The organism is Streptomyces sp. NPDC054796 (assembly GCF_053611545.1).
Genome location: NZ_JBSHAO010000025.1, coordinates 26,147 through 44,687 on the forward strand (window position 1 = coordinate 26,147; position 18,541 = coordinate 44,687).

General features: G+C 72.2%; 14 protein-coding genes and 1 riboswitch. Of the genes, 3 read left to right on the forward strand and 11 right to left on the reverse strand.

What is annotated here, in order from left to right:
- Window positions 1–20 precede the first annotated feature (20 nt).
- From ACWGJ2_RS21220 to ACWGJ2_RS21245, 6 genes are all read right to left on the reverse strand, one after another.
- Entirely contained in the window at window positions 21–1,175 is a 1,155-nt protein-coding gene (locus tag ACWGJ2_RS21220) for a GDSL-type esterase/lipase family protein (protein ID WP_453347705.1), read from the reverse strand.
- A gap of 41 nt (window positions 1,176–1,216) precedes the next feature.
- The gene (locus ACWGJ2_RS21225; RefSeq protein ID WP_453347706.1) at window positions 1,217–2,407 is read right to left on the reverse strand and encodes a 3-oxoacyl-[acyl-carrier-protein] synthase III C-terminal domain-containing protein; all 1,191 of its coding nucleotides are present in this window, start codon (window positions 2,405–2,407) and stop codon (window positions 1,217–1,219) included.
- A gap of 87 nt (window positions 2,408–2,494) precedes the next feature.
- Window positions 2,495–3,472, reverse strand: a complete 978-nt coding sequence (locus ACWGJ2_RS21230; protein ID WP_453347707.1) for an acyl-ACP desaturase — start codon at window positions 3,470–3,472, stop codon at window positions 2,495–2,497.
- Window positions 3,473–3,848: 376 nt separating this feature from the next.
- Window positions 3,849–4,673: a phosphoenolpyruvate hydrolase family protein gene (locus ACWGJ2_RS21235; RefSeq protein WP_453347708.1), complete on the reverse strand. Its 825-nt coding sequence runs from the start codon at window positions 4,671–4,673 to the stop codon at window positions 3,849–3,851.
- Between the two features lie 81 nt (window positions 4,674–4,754).
- Window positions 4,755–6,017 (reverse strand): Tm-1-like ATP-binding domain-containing protein, encoded by a 1,263-nt coding sequence (locus tag ACWGJ2_RS21240; RefSeq protein ID WP_453347709.1) that lies wholly within the window; start codon window positions 6,015–6,017, stop codon window positions 4,755–4,757.
- Window positions 6,018–6,145: 128 nt separating this feature from the next.
- Window positions 6,146–6,361 carry a hypothetical protein gene (locus tag ACWGJ2_RS21245; RefSeq protein ID WP_453347710.1) on the reverse strand — a complete coding sequence of 72 codons (216 nt, stop codon included), beginning with the start codon at window positions 6,359–6,361 and terminating at the stop codon, window positions 6,146–6,148.
- Window positions 6,362–6,566: 205 nt separating this feature from the next.
- Window positions 6,567–6,746: riboswitch (cobalamin riboswitch) on the forward strand.
- 44 nt (window positions 6,747–6,790) lie between these two features.
- Between ACWGJ2_RS21245 and ACWGJ2_RS21250 the strand changes: the two genes are divergently transcribed.
- From ACWGJ2_RS21250 to ACWGJ2_RS21260, 3 genes are all read left to right on the forward strand, one after another.
- Window positions 6,791–7,864 (forward strand): ABC transporter substrate-binding protein, encoded by a 1,074-nt coding sequence (locus ACWGJ2_RS21250; protein WP_453347711.1) that lies wholly within the window; start codon window positions 6,791–6,793, stop codon window positions 7,862–7,864.
- 95 nt (window positions 7,865–7,959) lie between these two features.
- Window positions 7,960–9,027 carry a FecCD family ABC transporter permease gene (locus tag ACWGJ2_RS21255; protein WP_453347789.1) on the forward strand — a complete coding sequence of 356 codons (1,068 nt, stop codon included), beginning with the start codon at window positions 7,960–7,962 and terminating at the stop codon, window positions 9,025–9,027.
- 49 nt (window positions 9,028–9,076) lie between these two features.
- Window positions 9,077–9,853, forward strand: a complete 777-nt coding sequence (locus ACWGJ2_RS21260; RefSeq protein WP_453347712.1) for an ABC transporter ATP-binding protein — start codon at window positions 9,077–9,079, stop codon at window positions 9,851–9,853.
- A 64-nt stretch (window positions 9,854–9,917) separates the two neighbouring features.
- On the opposite strand, the gene yicI is transcribed toward ACWGJ2_RS21260, so the two are convergent.
- The 5 genes from yicI to ACWGJ2_RS21285 form a co-directional block, all read right to left on the reverse strand.
- Window positions 9,918–12,266, reverse strand: coding sequence for an alpha-xylosidase (yicI, locus tag ACWGJ2_RS21265; protein ID WP_453347713.1), 2,349 nt, complete (start codon window positions 12,264–12,266; stop codon window positions 9,918–9,920).
- A gap of 90 nt (window positions 12,267–12,356) precedes the next feature.
- Window positions 12,357–13,238: a carbohydrate ABC transporter permease gene (locus ACWGJ2_RS21270; protein ID WP_453347714.1), complete on the reverse strand. Its 882-nt coding sequence runs from the start codon at window positions 13,236–13,238 to the stop codon at window positions 12,357–12,359.
- Window positions 13,239–13,243: 5 nt separating this feature from the next.
- Window positions 13,244–14,200 (reverse strand): carbohydrate ABC transporter permease, encoded by a 957-nt coding sequence (locus ACWGJ2_RS21275; RefSeq protein ID WP_453347715.1) that lies wholly within the window; start codon window positions 14,198–14,200, stop codon window positions 13,244–13,246.
- Between the two features lie 10 nt (window positions 14,201–14,210).
- Complete coding sequence (locus ACWGJ2_RS21280) at window positions 14,211–15,440, reverse strand: sugar ABC transporter substrate-binding protein (RefSeq protein ID WP_453347716.1); 1,230 nt, start codon at window positions 15,438–15,440, stop codon at window positions 14,211–14,213.
- An 80-nt stretch (window positions 15,441–15,520) separates the two neighbouring features.
- Complete coding sequence (locus ACWGJ2_RS21285) at window positions 15,521–18,505, reverse strand: glycoside hydrolase family 3 C-terminal domain-containing protein (protein WP_453347717.1); 2,985 nt, start codon at window positions 18,503–18,505, stop codon at window positions 15,521–15,523.
- Between the last annotated feature and the right edge of the window lie 36 nt (window positions 18,506–18,541).

An 18,541-nucleotide genomic window follows, 5' to 3' on the forward strand; every position in this document is an offset into this window, starting at 1 on the left:
GAGGGGGTGGTGAGGGGTGGTCAGCGAAGGTGGCCGCCGCGCCGGACCGGCGCGTACCGGCCGGGCCCGTACGGCCCGTACGGGTCGTGCGCGTAACCGGCGTACCGTGCGCGCGGTGTCCTGCCCGTCCCGACGAGGGGGCCGCCGCAGACCGCCGTGACGGGGCCGGGTGCGCCGGGGCCGGAGCGGCCACCGGGACCGCCGCGCGAGGCGTGTCCCCTGGCCCCGCGCCTCCCGGCCTCGGGGGGCCGCACGCACAGCAGGGCGTGCTCGGGGGAGGGTGCGGGGGCCAGATGCGCGTCGCGGGTGCGCGCCGCCGCGCGGGCCGCGTCGCGCAGCGGGAGTTCGCCTTCGTCGGGCCCGAACGGCTCCTCCTCGGGCGCGGGGCCGCCCGCCGCAGCGACGACGGCGAGGCCCAGCCGGGCGCACTGGAGCGCGTAGCCCGCGGGGGACGGGTGGAAGCCGTCCCGGCCCAGCATCTCGTCCGGGCGCTCGCGGAAGACGGTGTCGCTGAGCGAGACCACACGGGCCCCGCTCCGTACCGCGTGCAGGGCCTGGAACTCGCCCATCCTGCGCGAACGCCAGCTCAGCAGCCTGCGCACCGGGCCGGGGAAGAGGGGGCAGCTGCCCGTGTCGGGCGCGGTGGCGACCACGACGGACGCCCCCTGGATGACGAGCTGTTCCACGTAGCGGCCCAGCCGCCGCGCCGCCCAGCGCACCGGGCGGGGCAGCAGTGTGTCGTTCCCGCCGATGATGATCACGACGAACTGGGGGCTGTGCTTACGGGCCCTGGCGACGCAGCGGGACATCCCGTGCGTGCTGGCGCCGACGGCCCCGCACACCTTGAGCTGTACGGGGTGGTCGAGGGCGCGCGCGAGGGACCCGGCCAGCAGGGCGCCGGGCGTCTGCTCGCGCTTCTCGACGCCCAGACCGAGCGCACCGGAGTCGCCGACGACGGCGAGCCGGGTGGTGCGGTCCTGCGGCCGGGGGCCGGGACCCGGGGCGCCGTAGAGGCCGCTGGCGTCGAGGGCGGCACGCGGGTCGATGTGCAGCAGGGGCCGCAGGACGGTGCGCGCGTAGGCGCGGCCGAGCGACCTGGTGACGGTCCTGGCGAGGGACGCGGTCGTGGGTTTGCGGTGCTTGGCGCGGCGGGCGCCGCAAAGGAAGGAACCCATGATGCTGAACTCCTGGGGGGTGAGGGGACAGACAGACCGGGTCAGGGCAGGCGGACGACCTGCGCGGCGACGGTGACGCCCGCGCCGAATCCGACGAGCAGGGCCAGTTCACCGGCGAGGTCAGGGCGTTCACGCAGCAGCCGTGCCGTGGCCATGGGGACGGAGGCGGCGGAGGTGTTGCCCGTCGAGACCACGTCGCGGGCGACGACGGTGTCCTCCTGGATACCGAGCGCCGTGCACAGCCCGGTGGTGATGCGGTCGTTGGCCTGGTGCGGGACGAAGGCGCGCAGGTCTTCCATGGACACCCCGGCCCTGTCGACGGCGGTCCGTGCCGCGCCTGGCACATGGGCCATGACCCAGCGGTACAGCTCGGGCCCACGCATCCGCAGATACCCGTGCCGCGCCCCCTCGGCGGGCTCGGCCGACTCGCCGGGCCCGATGGGCACCGGCGCGTGCGCTGTGCGGGACGCGGAGGGCCGGGGCGCGGCCGATGCGGAGGCGGCTGAGGTGGGCGCGGCCGATGCGGGTGTCGGCGTCGCCGCCGCCATCGTCGTCGTCGCGCCCGCGAGCGCGGCTCGGTCCCGCTCCGGAGGCGTGCCCGAGCGGCTGAGCAGATCGCGCCGTTCGCCGTCGGTCCGCCAGGAGACGGCGCCGATGGCTGGCTCGTCGGCCGGGGTCACCAGCGCCGCGCCGGCGCCGTCCGCGAAGATCACGCTGGTGGTCCTGTCGTACGGGTCGACGATGTCCGTCATCCGCTCGGCGCCGACGATCAGAACGCGCCGGTACCCGTGCGCGGTCACCATGCCGCGGGCCACCTCGAGGCAGACGCAGAAGCCCGCGCAGGCGGCGGAGACGTCCAGTGCCGTCCGGGGCCGTGCGCCCAACTCCTCGGCGATCTTCCTGGCCAGCGGGGAGCCGCCCGCCAGGTTGCTCATCGAGGCGGCGAGGACGCAGTCGACGTCCTGGGGCGCGAACCCGCCGCGCCGCAGGGCCTCTTCGGCGGCCCGCGCGCCCATGTAGGGCAGCGACTCGTGCTCCTCCGCCAGCCGGCGCGAGGTGATCCCGGTGCGCTGGCGGACCCAGTCGTCGGTGGTGCTGAGCCCGCGCTCCTGGATCAGCTCCTCGTTGGAGACGGCCCGCCGTGGCCGGTACTCGCCGAGGGACAGCACCTGCGCGTGCGCGTGGGCGGGCGCGCGGGGCGCCGCGGTGTGGGTGGGTGCGGGTTGGGACATGGCGCGTTCCTCTCGCTGTACGTCTCGTGGTGGCGTCTCGTGGTGCGTCGCGCAGTGGTGCGTTCGCTGTTCGCCGGACGTGCGGCGCTAACCGCCCTGGCGCGGGTGCGGCGCGCGCCGCGCGATCTCCTCCCGCTCCGCCCAGAGTTCGTCGAACCGCCGCGCCTTGGCGTCGAGTCCTGCGGCGTGTGCCGCGATGCGCTGCTGGGCGTGCGTGCCCTCCGCGTCGAGCCCCGTCATGTCGAGCACGCCCAGCGAGCGCAGCAGCGGCGTGACGACCTCGTCGTGGTGGACGCGCAGGTTGTAGATGCCCGCGCGGGCGATCTCCGCGGCCATGCGGGGGAAGCCCGGCGCGTTGCTGCCCGGCATGGCGAAGTTCTCCAGGGTGTCCGCGAAGGCGGCCAGTGCCTGGGCCGGGGCGAGTTCCAGCGCGTCCCGGAAGACCTCGCGGTAGAAGACCATGTGCAGGTTCTCGTCGAGCGCGATACGGCTCAGCAGGCGCACGCAGTCCTCGTCCTCGCTGACCTTCCCGGTGTTGCGGTGGGCGACCCGCGTGGCCAGCTCCTGCACCGTCACATAGGCGATGGCGTGCAGCCCGGAGGGGGTTCCGGGGTCCCACTCGGCGCTCATGTGCTGCATGCGCGTGCGTTCCAGGGCGACGGGGTCCACCGCGCGCGTCGTGTGGAGAAAGCCGCGGATCGCCGTCGCGTGCCGGTCCTCCTCCGCCGTCCAGCGGTGCAGCCACTCCCCCCAGGCGCCTTCACGGCCGATGTTGGCCCCTGCCCGGTGGTGATAGATGGGGAGGTTGTCCTCGGTGAGGAGGTTGACGATCAGTGCCGTACGGACGGCGGGCGCCAGGCGGCTCTGCTTGGGCTCCCAGGGCCGTCCGCCCAGGGGCCCGTCGAAGTTCTCCCCCTCGCTCCACGGAACGTACTCGTGGGGAAACCATTCACGTGCCGTCTCCAGATGGCGCTCCAACTGCCGCACCACCGCGGGTTCCAATTCGGCGAGCAGATGCTCAGCCGAACGATTGCCCTTTTCCGTTGCCTGGCTCTTCTCCGTCATGAACGCCACGCTAAATGCCGCCCAGGAAAAGGGAAAGGGCCGCTTACTCCTATCGGCTGACACCACAACAAATTTCCGGAGCGATAAAGCACCCCGCCCCCACGGGAGTTCCACCGGCTACACGCCACGCGCTCCGCATCACGTCACAGCGTGGTCCACCTACCTGCACCGGTGCCCATCATCATATTTTTCCGCGCGGAATCCGCACCAGCAGCGGGAATTCGGAGGCAGAGCAGCACAACGTACGGAACCAGTCGGTCCACAGGCTCCGCAGAACACCGCAACCGCCTTTCACGAAATTCAACGCACACCATCCCCGTAAATTGGGATGAGCGACCGAGAACGGGAAATGCGCGCACCAAAACCGGCGCCTTCATCAGTCCAGGGGCAGCGACTTGAAGGCGCGGGCCTGCTCCGTGATGGCGCGTTCGGTGGGGAGCCGTTCCATCGACGAGGCGCCGAAGAAGCCCACGACGCCCGAGGTGTGCTCCAGGACGTAGCGGGCGTCCTCGGGCTCGGCGATCGGGCCACCGTGGCACAGGACGAGGATGTCCGGGGAGACCCGCTTCGCCGCGTCGTGCATCTCCTGTACGGCGCGGGCCGCCTGATCGAGCGTCATGGAGGTGGCCGCGCCGATGGAGCCCTTGGTGGTGAGCCCGACGTGGGGCACCAGGACGTCGGCACCCGCCCCGGCCAGCTCGGCGGCCTGGTCGGGGTCGAAGGCGTACGGCGCGGTGAGGAGGTCGCGTTCGTGTGCCTGCCGGATCATGTCGATCTCCAGACCGAAGCCCATACCGGTCTCCTCCAGGTTGGCCCGGAAGACGCCGTCGTAGAGCCCGACCGTGGGGAAGTTCTGCACCCCGGTGAAGCCCATGGCCTTGAGCTGGTCGAGGAAGTGCCCCATGACGCGGAAGGGGTCGGAGCCGCACACGCCCGCGAGCACCGGTGTGTCCCGTACGACGGGCAGCACCTCACCGGCCATGTCCACGACGATGGCGTTGGCGTCCCCGTAGGGCAGGAGCCCGGCGAGCGAGCCGCGGCCCGCCATGCGGTAGCGGCCCGAGTTGTAGATGATGAGCAGGTCGGCGCCGCCCGCCTCGGCGCACTTGGCGGACAGGCCCGTGCCCGCTCCCGCGCCGATCACCGGCCGTCCGGCGTCCGCCTGGGCACGCAGGCGTGCGAGGGCCTCGGTACGGTCCATCTCTCGTCTCTCCGTTCGCTCGGTGGCGGTGGCAGTGGTGGTGGCCGTGCTGGCGGCCGTGCCGGTGGGCATGACCACCCGTCAGACGGCGGGGGTGCCCGCCGGAACGTGGTCGCGTCGCACGATCAGCTCGTGCAGGTGGTCGGCAGCGGCCGTCGCGAAGACGGTGTCGTTGAGGTGTGCGTCCACGACGTGCAGGCGGACAGCGGTGTCCTCCACCGCCGCGCGCAGTGCGTCGAGACACGCGCCGTCCGCCGTCCGGTCCTCGAACGGTCCGTCCGGCGCGTCCACCGCCGACACCCCGCGCAGCGGCCAGAAGACGGAGACGGGCCCCTTCGCCGCGGCGAGCTTCGTGCCCAGTGCCGTGCCGAGGGCCGCCATCTCCTCGGCGCTGGTCCGCATGAGGGTGACGGTGGGGTTGTGGACGAGCAGGCGCCGCGCGGCGAAACGCTCGGGGACGGTGGCCTCGGGGCCGAAGTTGACCATGTCCAGGGCGCCCGGCGCGACGACCTGCGGGAGCGCAGCGGCGCCCGCCGCCGTGAGCCGGTCGGGGCCCGCGCTGAGCACACCGCCGACGAGGTCGTCGGCCAGCTCGGTCGTCGTCAGATCCAGCACACCGTCCAGCTGGCCGTCGGCGGCGAGCCTCTCCAGGGCCCGGCCGCCCACGCCCGTGGCGTGGAAGACCAGCACCTCGTAGCCCAGTTCCTCCAGGCGCGCCCGTGCCGCGTCCACCGCGGGCGTGGTGACACCGAACATCGTCGCGCCGATGACCTTGCGCCCCCGCGGCCCGGGCTCCGCCACGGCGCGTGCCCGGTGCGCGGCCATACCGGCCGCGGCGGCTGCCGCGTTGCCGAGTACGAGCCGCGAGACGGAGTTGATCCCGGCGATGTCCACCACGCTGTGCATCAGCGTGACATCGCCGCTGCCCACGTACGGGCCCACGTCCCCGCCCGCCATGGTGCTCACCAGCAGCTTGGGCACCCCGATGGGGAGCGCGCGCATCGCGCGGGCCGCGATGAACGAGCCGCCGCTGCCGCCGACCGCCAGCAGTGCGTGCAGGCGGCCCGCCTCGTACAGGTCCCGCACGACGTGCTCGGCGCCCTCCGCCATGGCCGTCACCGCCGTGTTGCGGTCGCCCGTCGCGCGCAGTCGCTCCAGGCCGTGGCCGGCGGCGCGTGCGACGGCCTCGCCCGACACGTCGGCGGCCGGTGCGCCCGGCGGGACACGTCGCACCCCGGCGTCGACGAGTACCACCTCGCAGCCCAGCTCCCGTAACCGCGCGCTCAGCCAGGCGTACTCCGCGCCCTTGGTGTCCAGGGTCCCGACCAGTACCACCGTCGCCATCCCGGCGCTCCTTCGCTCGACGATGATCCGATCCTGGGTGGTGCGACGGTGGCAGGTAAAGACCGGGGGACGGACGCGGACGGGCGGGGCGCGCGGGAACGGCCCCTCAACGGCCTCTCAGCGGCCCCTCAGAGTGTGGTGGGGCCCCGGCGCTGGAGCGCGTCGTGGGGTGTCACCTGGTACGGGCGCAGGGTGTGGGCACCGGGGCGCGGACGGTTCAGGTCGCGGTGCGGGTGGCCCGTGCCGGAGCGGGCGCGCGCGGGGTGCGCGATCCTTCTGACGGCGCGCAGGGCGACTCTGCGCAGGGCTGCGGTGGTCGGCGTGCGGCGGGTACGGGTGCGCATGGTGCCTCCCTCTGCTCTGTCCTCTCGGCCCTCTGCTCGGTGAGCCGCGTGTGCCGCGGCTGGCCCTTGGGACTCGGTGGCGCTTCTACCCGACGTGTAAGGCGTCAACCGCCCTTGATGTCCTGACGGCCCGGCACACCACCTCTCCGCGCCCCGTCCTCGCAGCTCAGCGCATCGGCCGCCGGGCGAACCGCCCAGGTCCGTGTGATAGCTTGCCGACGCCAGTCGAACCCCTGATGGGGTCAGGGAATCCGGTGCGAACCCGGAACTGACGCGCAGCGGTGAGGGACAGGGCGGGCGAGCAGAGGCCACTGGAGGAGTCCGGGAAGGCGCTCGGCCCGTGGGAGTCCCGAGTCCGAAGACCTGCTGGCGGTCCGCCCCGGCACCGGGGCGGAAGGACGCCGGGCCTCGCGACTGGGCCTCTGACGGATGGGAACTGTGGTGGCGACCTCACGCCGTACCCGCATCGCGGCCGTACTCCTCACCTCGCTGATGGCGCTGACGGCGGCCTGCGGCACAAAGGGCTCCGGCTCGGGCTCCGGGGGCGGGGGTGAGGGCTCCGGGAAGTCCACGGCGTCCGGGGGCTATCCGCGCACGCTGGAGAACTGCGGCGAGAAGGTCACCGTCGACTCCCCGCCCAGGCGGGCCGTCTCGCTGAACCAGGGCACGACGGAGATCCTGCTCTCCCTCGGCCTCGCCGACCGCATGGCGGGCACCGCCACCTGGACCGACCCCGTCGCCAAGGGCCTGGGCGAGGAGAACGCCAAGGTCGAACGTCTCGCGGACAACGCGCCCTCCTTCGAACGCGTGCTGGACGAGGAGCCGGACTTCGTGGCGGCGTCCTTCGAGTCGGCGCTCGGCAAGGGCGGGGTGGCCCCGCGCGGGGACTTCGAGAAGCTGGGCGTGCCGACGTACCTCTCTCCCACCGACTGCGCCAAGGACAACGGCGGGAGCGGCGACGGCGAGCGCGCGGAGCCGCTGCGCATGGACGACGTCTACGGCGAGGTCAGGGACCTGGCCGAGGTGTTCGGCGTGGAGAAGCGCGGCGAGAAGCTCGTCGCCGAGCTGAAGGCACGCACCGCGAAGGCGACGGAGGACGTCGAAGCGTCGGACACCCGGCTGATGTACTGGTTCGCCAACTCCGAGTCGCCGTATCTGGCCGGGTGCTGCGGTGCGCCGGGCATCATCACGCGTGCCGTCGGCGCTACGAACGTCTTCGACGACACACACGACGAGTGGCCGCAGATCAACTGGGAGCGGGTCGCGGACCGCGATCCCGACGTGATCGTCCTCGGCGATCTGAGCCGTAAGAGCGAGACGGCCGAGACCGCCGCCGCGAAGATCAAGTGGCTGGAGTCCAACCCGGTCACCCGCCATATGAAGGCCGTGGAGAAGAAGCGGTATGTGCTGCTGAGCGGCGCCGCGATGAATCCGTCGATCCGCACCGTCGAGGGCATCGAGAAGGTCGCGAAGGGCCTGCGGACGTTCGGGCTCGCCGGTTGAGTACGCCGCGCGAACGCACACCCACCACGCCGGCCGCGCCCGCACCGGCCACACAGGACGACGCACCCGCACGGGACGGCGCCGCCGACGGGCCGATGCTCGCCGCGCGCCTACGTGCCGCGCGATCGTGGAGCGTACGGGCCGCGCGCACCGGGACCGGCGCGGCGGTGCTGTGGGCCGCGGGTGTGCTGCTCCTCGCACTGTCCGTCGCGGTGGCCATCACCATCGGGCCCGCGGCACTGGGCGTCGGCGATGTGTGGCGGGTGGTGGCCGAGCGCCTCGGTGGCGCCGAGGCCGGTCTGACGCCGATCCGCGAGGGCATCGTGTGGGAGCTGCGGCTGCCGCGCACCCTGCTCGCCGCGGTGTGCGGTGCGGGCCTGGGGGTGTGCGGCGCCGTGCTCCAGTCGCTGCTGCGCAACCCGCTGGCCGACCCGTTCGTCCTCGGTGTGTCCTCGGGCGCCTCGACCGGCGCGGTGGCCGTGGCGGTGCTGGGCGTCGGCGGCGGGGCCGTGTCCCTCTCGGCGGGCGCCTTCGTGGGCGCGGTCGTCTCCTTCGGGCTCGTGCTGCTGCTCGCCTACACCTCGGGCGGGACGACGGACCGAGTGCTGCTGTCGGGCATCGCCGCCATGCAGCTCTTCTCTGCGCTCACCTCGTTCATCGTCTTCACCTCCGCCGACGCGGAGCAGACACGCGGGGTGCTGTTCTGGCTGCTGGGGTCGCTGAGCAGCGCCGGCTGGACGGACGTGGCCCTGTGCGCGGGTGCGCTGGTGCTGGTGCTCGCCGTGTGTCTGACGCGGGCCAACACGCTGGACGCGTTCGCCTTCGGGCAGGAGGCGGCGGCGGCCCTGGGCGTGGCGGTCCAGCGGGTGCGGATGCTTCTGCTGCTGGTGACGGCACTGTTGACGGCGGTGCTGGTCAGCGCGGCGGGCGCGATCGGCTTCGTCGGGCTCGTCCTGCCGCACGCCGCACGCGTGCTGACGGGTCCGGGGCACCGGCGGCTGCTGCCCACCACGGCGCTGGTGGGCGCGGTGTTCCTGGTCTGGGTGGACACGCTGGCGCGGACCGTGCTGGACCCGCAGGAACTTCCCGTCGGCGTGGCGACCTCGCTGATCGGGGTGCCCGCGTTCGTCGTGATCCTGCACCGCACGAGGAGGTCCCGGTGACGGCGGGCGCGACGGAACACGGGGCACGGGAGACCGGAGGGGGACGGGGATGAGTCTGCGCGCGCGTGATGTGGCCTGGCGTGCCGACGGCAAGCTGATCCTCGAAGGGGTCAGCCTGTCGCCGCGCCCCGGCGAGACGGTGGGGCTGCTGGGGCCCAACGGTTCGGGCAAGTCGACGCTGCTGCGGCTGCTGGCCGGAATACGGGCCGCCTCGGCCGGGGTGATCACCCTGGACGACGTGCCGCTGCCGCGGCTGAGCCGCAAGGACGTCGCCCGCCGGGTGGCCGTCGTGGAGCAGCACGCCGAGACGGGGGTGGACCTGACCGTCGGCGACGTCGTCCGCCTCGGCCGCATCCCGCACCGCGGGCCCTGGTCGGGCTCGACGGCGGCGGACGAGGCGGCGGTGCGCTCGGCGGTGGAGCACACCCGGCTGGAGGACAAGCTCGGCCAGTCCTGGCACACGCTGTCCGGCGGGGAGCGCCAGCGCGTCCAGATAGCCCGCGCGCTCGCCCAGGAGCCGGGCGAACTGCTCCTGGACGAGCCCACCAACCACCTCGACATCCAGCACCAGTTGGAGCTGCTGGAGCTGGTGGTGCGTACCCCGGTGACGAGTGTCATCGCCCTGCACGATCTGAACCTGGCCGCGATGTACTGCGACCACCTGGTGGTGCTGCGGCGCGGCCACGTCGTCGCGGCGGGCACACCGTCGCAGGTGCTGACGGAGGAGCTGATCGCCGACGTGTACGGGGTGCGCGCGGTGGTCACGGCCGACGCGGGGCAGGGGCGGCCCTCGGTGCGGTTCCTGCCGCTGAGTGCGCGGACGTAGGACCCGCCACCAGGTGGCCCGCACCGTGCGGGGTGGCCGCCCGCACCGCCGCCCCGCCGCCGAGTCACTCCACCGGCACCACCGTCACCCTCTCCGCGCCCGCCGCCGCTGTCAGCAGCACCCCGAGAGGTGTGCTCTCGGGCGCGCCGACGGTGCCCTCCGTGCCGTCGACGGTCCGTACCCCCGCCAGCAGCACCCGCCAGCCGTCGGGGGCGCCCTCGGACTCGACCGTGACGTGTCCGTCCGCGTCCTGGCGGGTGCGGAAGACGGCGCCGGGCGAACCGTCGGGTGACGGGACATGTGTGACCGTCGTCGCGCCGTCCTCGCGGGGGTGCACGCGCAAAGTCACCCCGTCCGCCCAGTCGCTCACGGCGGTCTCGTCGTCCGCCGCGAAGGGGATCACCGAGCCGGGGCGTGCCAGCAGGGGGAGGCTGTCGAAGCCGTGGCGTTCGCTGCGCCAGCCGGGCCCCTGGAGACGTTCGCCCGTCAGCAGGTGGGTCCAGGTGCCGTGCGGCAGGTAGTAGTCGACGGTGCCGTCCTCGGTGAACACGGGGGCGACGAGGAGGTCGTCGCCCAGCATGTACTGGCGGTCGAGCGTGTGGCAGGCCGGGTCCTCGGGGAAGTCGAGCAGCATCGGGCGCATCACGGGGGTGCCGTGCTCGGCCGCCTGCTGGGCCGCGCGGTAGAGGTAGGGCATGAGGCGGTGCTTGAGGCGGGTGAAGTCGCGGGTGACGGTCACGGCCTCCTCGTCGTAGTTCCACGGCACCCGGTAGGAGCTGCTGCCGTGCAGCCTGCTGTGCGAGGAGAGCAGCCCGAACTGCACCCACCGCTTGAAGAGCGCGGGTGAGGGTGTGCCCTCGAAGCCGCCGATGTCGTGGCTCCAGAAGCCGAACCCGGACAGCCCGAGGGAGAGGCCGCCGCGCAGCGACTCGGCCATCGCCGGATACGTCGACTCGCAGTCGCCGCCCCAGTGGACGGGGAACTGCTGGCCCCCGGCGGTGGCGGAGCGCGCGAAGAGGACCGCCTCGCCCTCGCCGCGTTCCTCGCGCAGCACCTGGAAGACCGTGTCGTTGTAGAGGTGCGTGTAGTAGTTGTGCATGCGGCGCGGGTCGGAGCCGTCGTGCCAGACGACCTCGGTGGGTATCCGCTCGCCGAAGTCGGTCTTGAAGCAGTCGACACCCTGGCGCAGCAGGCCCCGCAGCTTCTCCGCGTACCACTCGCGGGCCGCCGGGCTGGTGAAGTCGACCAGTGCCATGCCCGCCTGCCACATGTCCCACTGCCACACACCGCCGTCCGGGGTGCGCACGAGGTGGCCCAGGCTCATGGCCTCGGCGAACAGGGGGGACTTCTGGGCGATGTACGGGTTGATCCACACCGAGACGCGCAGTCCGCGCTCCTTGAGGCGGCGCAGCATGCCCTCGGGGTCGGGGAAGACCTCCGGGTCCCAGGTGAAGTCGCACCACTGGTAGGCGCGCATCCAGAAGCAGTCGAAGTGGAAGACGCCCAGCGGGATGCCGCGCTCGGCCATGCCCTGGACGAAGTGGCTGACGGTCTCCTCGTCGTAGTCGGTGGTGAAGGAGGTGGAGAGCCACAGCCCGAACGACCAGGCGGGCGGCAGGGCCGGGCGCCCGGTGAGCGCGGTATAGCGCTCCAGCACGTCCTTGGGCCGGGGGCCGTGGATGACGTAGTACTCCAGCGTCTGGTCCTCGACGCTGAACTGCACCTGCCCGACGGCCTCGGAGCCCACCTCGTAGGACACCTTGCCGGGGTGGTTGACGAAGACGCCGTAGCCCCGGTTGGTGAGGTGGAAGGGCACGTTCTTGTACGCCTGCTCGCTGGCCGTACCGCCGTCGGCCTGCCAGATGTCCACGCTCTGCCCGTTGCGGGTGAAGGGGGTGAAGCGCTCGCCGAGCCCGTAGACGAGTTCGCCGACGCCCAGGGAGAGCTGGGCAAGGCTGTGGTGCGCGCCGTCGGGGGTGGTGGCGAAGCCGGTGCCGCGGGACTCGGCGGAGGTGAGGACACGGCCCTCGGCCATGAAGTCGAGCCGGTAGGGCGCCGCGGTGTCCACCCTCACCGACAGTTCCCCGCTGGCGAGTTCGAGCCAGGTGCCCTCCCGTACGACCTTCCCCGGGCTCGCCTCGCCCGTGTCCCGCGCGCCGTGCAGCGCGAAGGAGGGCCCTGGGTCGGGGGCACCGGCGTGGTGGGTGACGCGGACGCCGATGACGCCTTCGGCGGGTGTGAAGCACTCGACCGTCAGCAGGGGGCTGTTGAGTGTGTTGCCTCGGTGGCGGACCTGGCGCACGGGTGCGTAGAGCGTGAACCTGTCGTCGTCGGCGTGGACGTCGGCGATCTCCGTGGCGTACGACGCCTCGACGCCGCCGCGCATGAGCCAGTAGCCGTCGGTGAACTTCATACGGTGCGGGGTGTCCTCTCGCGGTGGGGGGCTGGGCTGACGGTGCGGGTGCTGTGGTGCGGGAGCTGTGGTTCGGGAGCTGTGGCGGGGCTATTTGACGGAGCCGCCGGTGATCCCGGCGGCGACGTACTTCTGCGCGACGACGAGCAGGACCGCCGCCGGAACGGCGGACATCACGGCGGTGGCCATCACCGCGCCCCAGTCGCTGACGTGGGCGCCGACGAACTGGTAGATGCCGAGCGTGATCGGCTTGACGTCGTCCGTGGTGTTGAGGGTCAGCGCGAACATGAAGTCCGACCACGCGAACAGGAACGTGAACAGCCCCGCGGTGATCAGGGCGTTGCGGCTCATGGGCAGGACGACGCGGACGAACGCGGTGAACCTGTTGGCCCCGTCGACCAGCGCCGCCTCCACCACCTCACCGGGGATGGACACCATGAACGCGCGCAGCAGCACGACGGAGAAGGGCAGGCCGAGGGAGGCGTCGGCGAGGATGAGGCCCAAGTAGGAGTTGACCAGGCCGAGTTCGGCGTACGCGCTGTAGAGGGCATTGGCGATGACGATGCCGGGGACCATCTGGGTGATCAGCGTGGTGAAGACGACGGCACGGCCGCCGCGCAGCCCGGACTGCGCCAGCCCGTAGGCGGCGGGCGCGGCCAGCGCGAGGCACACGGCCACGGCGCCCAGCGCGACGGCGAGGCTCGTGAGCAGCGAGCCGCCCTGGCTCTCCAGCGCGGCCTGGAAGCTCTCCAGGCGCGGCGCGGTGGGCAGCCAGGTGACGGCGGCGATCCCGCTGTCGGGCTGAAGCGCGGTGTTGAGCATCCAGTAGACCGGGAAGAGCAGGACGGCGAGGATCAGCAGTGCGGCGGTGGTGTTCCAGGCGCCGCGCGCGCCACCACGTCGGCCGGGACGGGCTGGGCGCGCTGGGTGGCTTCGTGCCGGTGTCGGGGCCGCTGGGTGTGCGGAGGTCATGGCGGTCACTTCCCTGGCGCGAAGTCGCTGCGGTTGGCCCGCAGGTACAGCACGGCGAAGACCGCGCTGACGAGGATGAGGACGTTGCCGACGACGGCGCCCTGGCCGAAGTCGAGGTTGAGGAAGGAGAGCTGGTAGGTGACGGTGCCCAGGGTCTGGGTGGCGTCGGCCGGGCCCCCGTCGGTCAGCGCGAGGATCAGGTCGAGGATCTTCACGGTGGACATGAAGCCGAGGACGAGCACGACGGTGATCACGGGTCGCAGCATGGGCAGCGTGACGCTGCGGAACGTCCGCCAGGGCCCGGCCCCGTCGAGCGACGCGGCCTCGTACAGCTCGCGGGGTATCTCCTGGAGGCCGCCGTAGAGGATGACCATGTTGAAGGGGATGCCGATCCAGATGTTGACCAGGACGGCGGCCAGCAGCGCCACGCTGGGACTGCTCAGCCACGGCACACCCCCGTCCGTCAGCCCCAGGGCCCGCAGGGCACTGTTGAGCACCCCGTGCTCCTGATCGAGGATGCGGCGCCACACCACGGCCGAGACCACCATGGGGACCAGCCAGGGCAGCAGCAGTACGGCCCGCACCAGTCCCGCGAGGCGGAAGCGGCGGGAGAAGAAGACGGCCAGGGCGAGGCCGATGGTGAACTGGCCCAGCAGGGACCCTGCCGTGAAGAGGGCGGTGTGCCACAGCGCGTCGGTGAAGAGCTGGTCGCTGAAGACGGCGCGCCAGTTCTCCAAACCGTTGAAGGGGGCCTCGCCGGTGAAGTAGGTGGCCGGGGTGTACTCCTGAAAGCTCATCAGGACGTTGCGGACCAGCGGATAGCCGAAGAAGAGGGCCATGTAGCCGAGCGCGGGGACGACGAACAGCCAGCGGAAGAGTGTCTGCCGGTGGCGGGAGCCCGCGGGGGCCTGGGCCGGCGGCCGGGCCGCGGCGCGTGGTGGTGCCGGGGTGAGGGTGCTCATGTCCGGTTCCTCACTTCTCCCTCGTGGCCTGCCGCTGGGCGCGGAGCAGGGCGTTCTCGGGGCTGGTGCGCCCCGTCAGCACGGACTGGAAGGCGCCGGAGAGCGCGTCGCCGACGGCGGGCCAGCGGGTGCCGACCTTCGCGGTGCGCGAGCGCGCGGTGAGGACCAGTTCGGCGAAGGGCGCGAGCTTCGGGTTCTTCTCGCCGTAGGTCTTGGCGACGGCCGTGCGGGTGGGGACGTTGTTGACCGCCTGGCCCCACTCCAACTGGTTCTTCTCGCTGTTGAGGCAGTTGAGGACCTTGGCCGCGTTCTTCTCGCGGGACGCGTCCTCGTTCTCGGGGACGGTCATGACGGTGCCGCCGATCGGGGGAACGGCGTCCCGCTTGCCCTCGGGCACGGGGATGGTGGCGACGGCCCAGTCCACCTTCTTCTGCCCGTTCAGCACGGGCACCTGCCACGGACCGTTGATCATCATGGCGGCGCGGCCCGCGAGGAACTGGTCGTTGACGTCCTGCTGGTTCCAGTTGACGACGGACTTGGAGACCGAGCCGTCGCCCACCATGTCCTTCCACAACCGCAGCGCGTCGGCGCCGCCCTCGCCCTCGGACAGGCGTGCCTCGTCGCCCCCGGCCGACCAGAAGAACGGCAGGAACTGGTAGACGCCGTCGGCGTCGGGGGTGGCGCTGAAGGCCATGCCGTAGGTGCCGTCGCCGGTGAGTTCCTTCGCCGTCTCGCGCAGCTCGTTCCAGGTGGCGGGCGGCTCGACCCCGGCTTTTTCGAGCAGGTCGGGGTTGTAGAAGAGGGCCAGGGAGTTGGCCGAGCGTGCGATGCCGTACTGGGTGCCGTCGTAGGAGCCGAGGGAGACGGCGCTGCGCGAGAACCCCTCGGTCCCGACACCGATGTCCTTCAGGCTCCGCAGCCCGCCGGTCTGCGCGAACTGCGGCAGTTCGGAGCCGTCCAGTTCGAGGATGTCGGGGAGGGAGTGCGAGGACGCCATGCGCAGCGCCTTGGAGGCCACCTGGTCGGCGGGCACGCTGATCTGTTCCACGCTCAGTCCCAGGGGACGGGCGCAGCGGTCGAAGAACTTCTGGTTCTTGGCGTGTTCGGCCGTGTCGGTGGCCGAGTTGAGGACGGTGACGGTGCCGGGGTCGGGGGTGGCGGCGCACCCGGTCAGACCGAACGCCACCGTCACCCCCGCCATGACCGTGGCGAGGGCCGGTATGCCTGTACGGGAAGGCATGGTGCCTCCATTCGATGCGGCTAGGGGGGATAGGGGGTGGGCGGGGGCGGGGTGTACGGGGAGGGCCGGGCAGTGTGTGGTCAGCGCAGCGAGAAGGTGCTCAGGCGCACCTCGCCGGAGAAGACGAGGTAGACGTCCTGCCTGCCGCGCGCTCCGCGCAGCTTCGCGCTCGTGGTGACGTAGGTGTAGCGGCTGCCGGTGGAGGGCACGTCGGCGCGCGCTGCGACGGGTCCGGTGGGCGAGCCGAGCCGCACCGTGATGCTTCCGGTGCCCTCGGTCTCCTTGGCGGCGCGGGCCGTGAACGTGCGTGCTCCGGCGCCCAGGTCCGCGTCGCTGAACAGGAGCCAGGCGCCCTCGTCCGTCGCGCCGACCGCGTCGCCGCGCACCTTGCTCTCGTCGACCAGGCGCACGCCCTCGTAGTCGTCGAAGCCGGTGGCGCGGGTGGTGCGGGACAGGTCGCGGGCCGGGATCCGCTCGCCCCGCACCCGCAGCGAGGTGCGGCCCCGCACGTCGCGCGAGGAGGCACCGACCATGATGTCGTGGACGCCGTCCTCGACCACCTTCCTGCCACGTGTCACGTCCCAGTGGCCGAGGTCGGCGGCGCGCAGTGTCAGCCGTACGGTCCGTGTCCCGCCCGCTCTCAGCCGCACCTTCTCGAAGGCGCGCAACTGCCGCAGCGGCTGTGCGTCGCGGGAGTCGCGGTGGCGGGTGTAGAGCTGGACGACCTCGTGCCCGTCCCGCTCACCGGTGTTGGTGACACGCACGGAGACCGTCACCTTCCCGTCCCGCTCCACGGTGTCCGAGGACAGCCGGGGTGCGCCGTAGCGGAAGGAGGTGTAGGAGAGACCGTGCCCGAAGGGGTAGAGCGGTTCCCCGGTGAAGTACAGGTAGGTGCGGCGGGACTTGATGATGTCGTAGTCGAGGATGCCGGGGAGGTCGTCCGTGGAGCGGTACCAGGTCTGGGTGAGCCGCCCGGCCGGGTTGTGGTCGCCGAAGAGGACGTCGGCCAGCGCGCGCCCGGTCTCCTGTCCCGCGTGGGTGGTCCACAGGATCGCGGGGATGTGCTCCTGCTCCCAGGTGAGGGTGTCGGGGTAGCTGGTCTCCAGCGCCACGACGGTCCTGGGGTTGGCCTCGTGCACGGCCTTGACCAGCGCGGACTGTGCGGGGGCCAGGTTCATGTCGGTGCGGTCGAAGACCTCGCGGCCGTTGATGAAGGGCATGCTGCCGACCACGACGACGGCCGCGTCGGCGCCCCTGGCCGCCTCGACGGCCTCCCGTATGCCGTCGCGCAGGACCTCGCGCGTGTAGCGGGTGGCGTTCTCCTCGCTGGTGAGGGTGAGGACGCCGCCGGTTCCGGCGCGCAGATAGACGTCGGTGCCGAACCAGTCCTCGTGCGTCTCGTATCCGGCGTAGCGCAGCAGGTGTGCGCCGTCCCGCTCCTCGACGCGGAACTGCTGCTGTACGTACCAGCCGTTGGGCTGTGCCTGGTCGTTGCGGAAGCCTTCGTCGGTGCGGCCGACGTACTTGCCGTTGGCCGCGCTGCGCAGGGTGACCACGCCCTGGCCCCAGTCGAAGACGTCGAACCGCTCCGTCTCCCCCGCGCTGGTGGCCTCCTCCTTGAGCAGTGCGCCGTCCTCGCCGCCGCCCGCCGTGATGTACGCGCCCGTCTCCTGGTTGCGGAACGCGACGCGGTCCACGCCCTCGCTGGAGGTGACGGTGCCGCCCTCCCCGAGCCGCTGCCTGACGCCCTCGCGCGGGGTGATCCCGTACGGCAGGGAGCCGGAGTACCAGTCGGTGTAGAGGGTGTTCTCCAGCGGCCCGACGACGGCGACCTCGCGCACCGTGCCGGGGTCCAGGGGCAGGGTCCCGGAGTCGTTCTTGAGGAGCACGACGGCCTCGTCGGCCGCCTCACGGGCGAGGGCACGGTGCTCGGGGCTGTCGATGACCGAGGCTCCTGTCCCGCCGTAGGGGCCGCCGTCGGGGTCGAACTCGCCGAGCCGGAAGCGGATGCCAAGGATGTGCCGTACGGCGGTGTCAAGGTCGGCCTCCTCGATCAGTCCCTTCTCCAGCGCCGAGGTGAGCGCCGCGACGGTCTTGGCGGGCTCCGCGCTGTCCGTCGTGAAGCTGTCGATACCGGCCTTGAGCGCGGCGGCGTCGCCCTCCGTCCTGGTCGCGTAGTAGTCCTGCACTGCGGGGAGCAGGTTGTTGGGCGCGTCCGCGTCGGTGACGTTGAACAGCTCGCGGTCCGTCCAGGAACGCACGGTGTCGTTCAGCGCCGGGTCGACGGTGGCGGGGCGGCCGTTGACGAGGTTGTAAGAGGCCATCACACCGGTCGCCGCGTCCGCCGCGATGGCGGGCCGGAACGCGGCTTCCTCGTACTCCTTGAGCACGCGCGGGCGCAGCGACGAGGAGGTGGTGGCCCGGTCGATCTCGTTGTTGTTGGCCAGGTAGTGCTTGAGGGTGGGCGCCGTTCTGAGGTGGCGGGGGTCCTTGCCGCGCAGGCCCTCGCAGTAGGCGGTGGAGATGACGCCCGTCAGATACGGGTCCTCGGAGTAGCCCTCCTCGTTGCGGCCCCAGCGCGGGTCGCGCAGCAGATTGACCACGGGGGCCCACACGTTCAGCCCCCAGCCCTGTGGCCGCTCCTGCTGGAAGCCGCGCGTCTCGTCGCCGACGGCGGCGCCGACGCGCTCGATCAGCTCCGGGTTCCAGGTGCTGGCCAGCCCCACGGCCTGCGGGAAGACGGTGGCCTTGCCGAGCCAGGCGACGCCGTGCAGGGCCTCGGTGCCGGTGCGGAAGGCGCGCATCCCGAGCCGGGGTATCGCGGGCTGGTACTGGTGCAGGAGGGAGATCTTCTCCGCCGTGGTCAGCCGCTCCAGCAGATCCGTGACGCGTGCCGACAGGGCCAGCCCCGCGTCACGGAAGGGCAGGGCCGCCCCTGCCGGGGCCGCCGGGGTTCCCGGAGCGGCGGCCGTCGAGGCCACGGCGGGCCCGGCCAGGCCGAGGGTGGCCATGGGTGTCATGGCGAGCGCGAGCACGTTCCGGCGGGGGATGCCCTGTGGTGGCACTGCGAACTCCTTGTAGTCGAAGCGCTTCGATGGAGA

What these genes read in the sequence shown, in the direction of transcription:
- ACWGJ2_RS21220 (WP_453347705.1), bottom strand. Translation starts at nt 1,175, where the DNA reads ATGGGTTCCTTCCTTTGCGGCGCCCGCCGCGCCAAGCACCGCAAACCC.
- ACWGJ2_RS21225 (WP_453347706.1), bottom strand. Translation starts at nt 2,407, where the DNA reads ATGTCCCAACCCGCACCCACCCACACCGCGGCGCCCCGCGCGCCCGCC.
- ACWGJ2_RS21230 (WP_453347707.1), bottom strand. Translation starts at nt 3,472, where the DNA reads ATGACGGAGAAGAGCCAGGCAACGGAAAAGGGCAATCGTTCGGCTGAG.
- ACWGJ2_RS21235 (WP_453347708.1), bottom strand. Translation starts at nt 4,673, where the DNA reads ATGGACCGTACCGAGGCCCTCGCACGCCTGCGTGCCCAGGCGGACGCC.
- ACWGJ2_RS21240 (WP_453347709.1), bottom strand. Translation starts at nt 6,017, where the DNA reads ATGGCGACGGTGGTACTGGTCGGGACCCTGGACACCAAGGGCGCGGAG.
- ACWGJ2_RS21245 (WP_453347710.1), bottom strand. Translation starts at nt 6,361, where the DNA reads ATGCGCACCCGTACCCGCCGCACGCCGACCACCGCAGCCCTGCGCAGA.
- ACWGJ2_RS21250 (WP_453347711.1), top strand. Translation starts at nt 6,791, where the DNA reads ATGGGAACTGTGGTGGCGACCTCACGCCGTACCCGCATCGCGGCCGTA.
- ACWGJ2_RS21255 (WP_453347789.1), top strand. Translation starts at nt 7,960, where the DNA reads ATGCTCGCCGCGCGCCTACGTGCCGCGCGATCGTGGAGCGTACGGGCC.
- ACWGJ2_RS21260 (WP_453347712.1), top strand. Translation starts at nt 9,077, where the DNA reads ATGAGTCTGCGCGCGCGTGATGTGGCCTGGCGTGCCGACGGCAAGCTG.
- yicI (WP_453347713.1), bottom strand. Translation starts at nt 12,266, where the DNA reads ATGAAGTTCACCGACGGCTACTGGCTCATGCGCGGCGGCGTCGAGGCG.
- ACWGJ2_RS21270 (WP_453347714.1), bottom strand. Translation starts at nt 13,238, where the DNA reads ATGACCTCCGCACACCCAGCGGCCCCGACACCGGCACGAAGCCACCCA.
- ACWGJ2_RS21275 (WP_453347715.1), bottom strand. Translation starts at nt 14,200, where the DNA reads ATGAGCACCCTCACCCCGGCACCACCACGCGCCGCGGCCCGGCCGCCG.
- ACWGJ2_RS21280 (WP_453347716.1), bottom strand. Translation starts at nt 15,440, where the DNA reads ATGCCTTCCCGTACAGGCATACCGGCCCTCGCCACGGTCATGGCGGGG.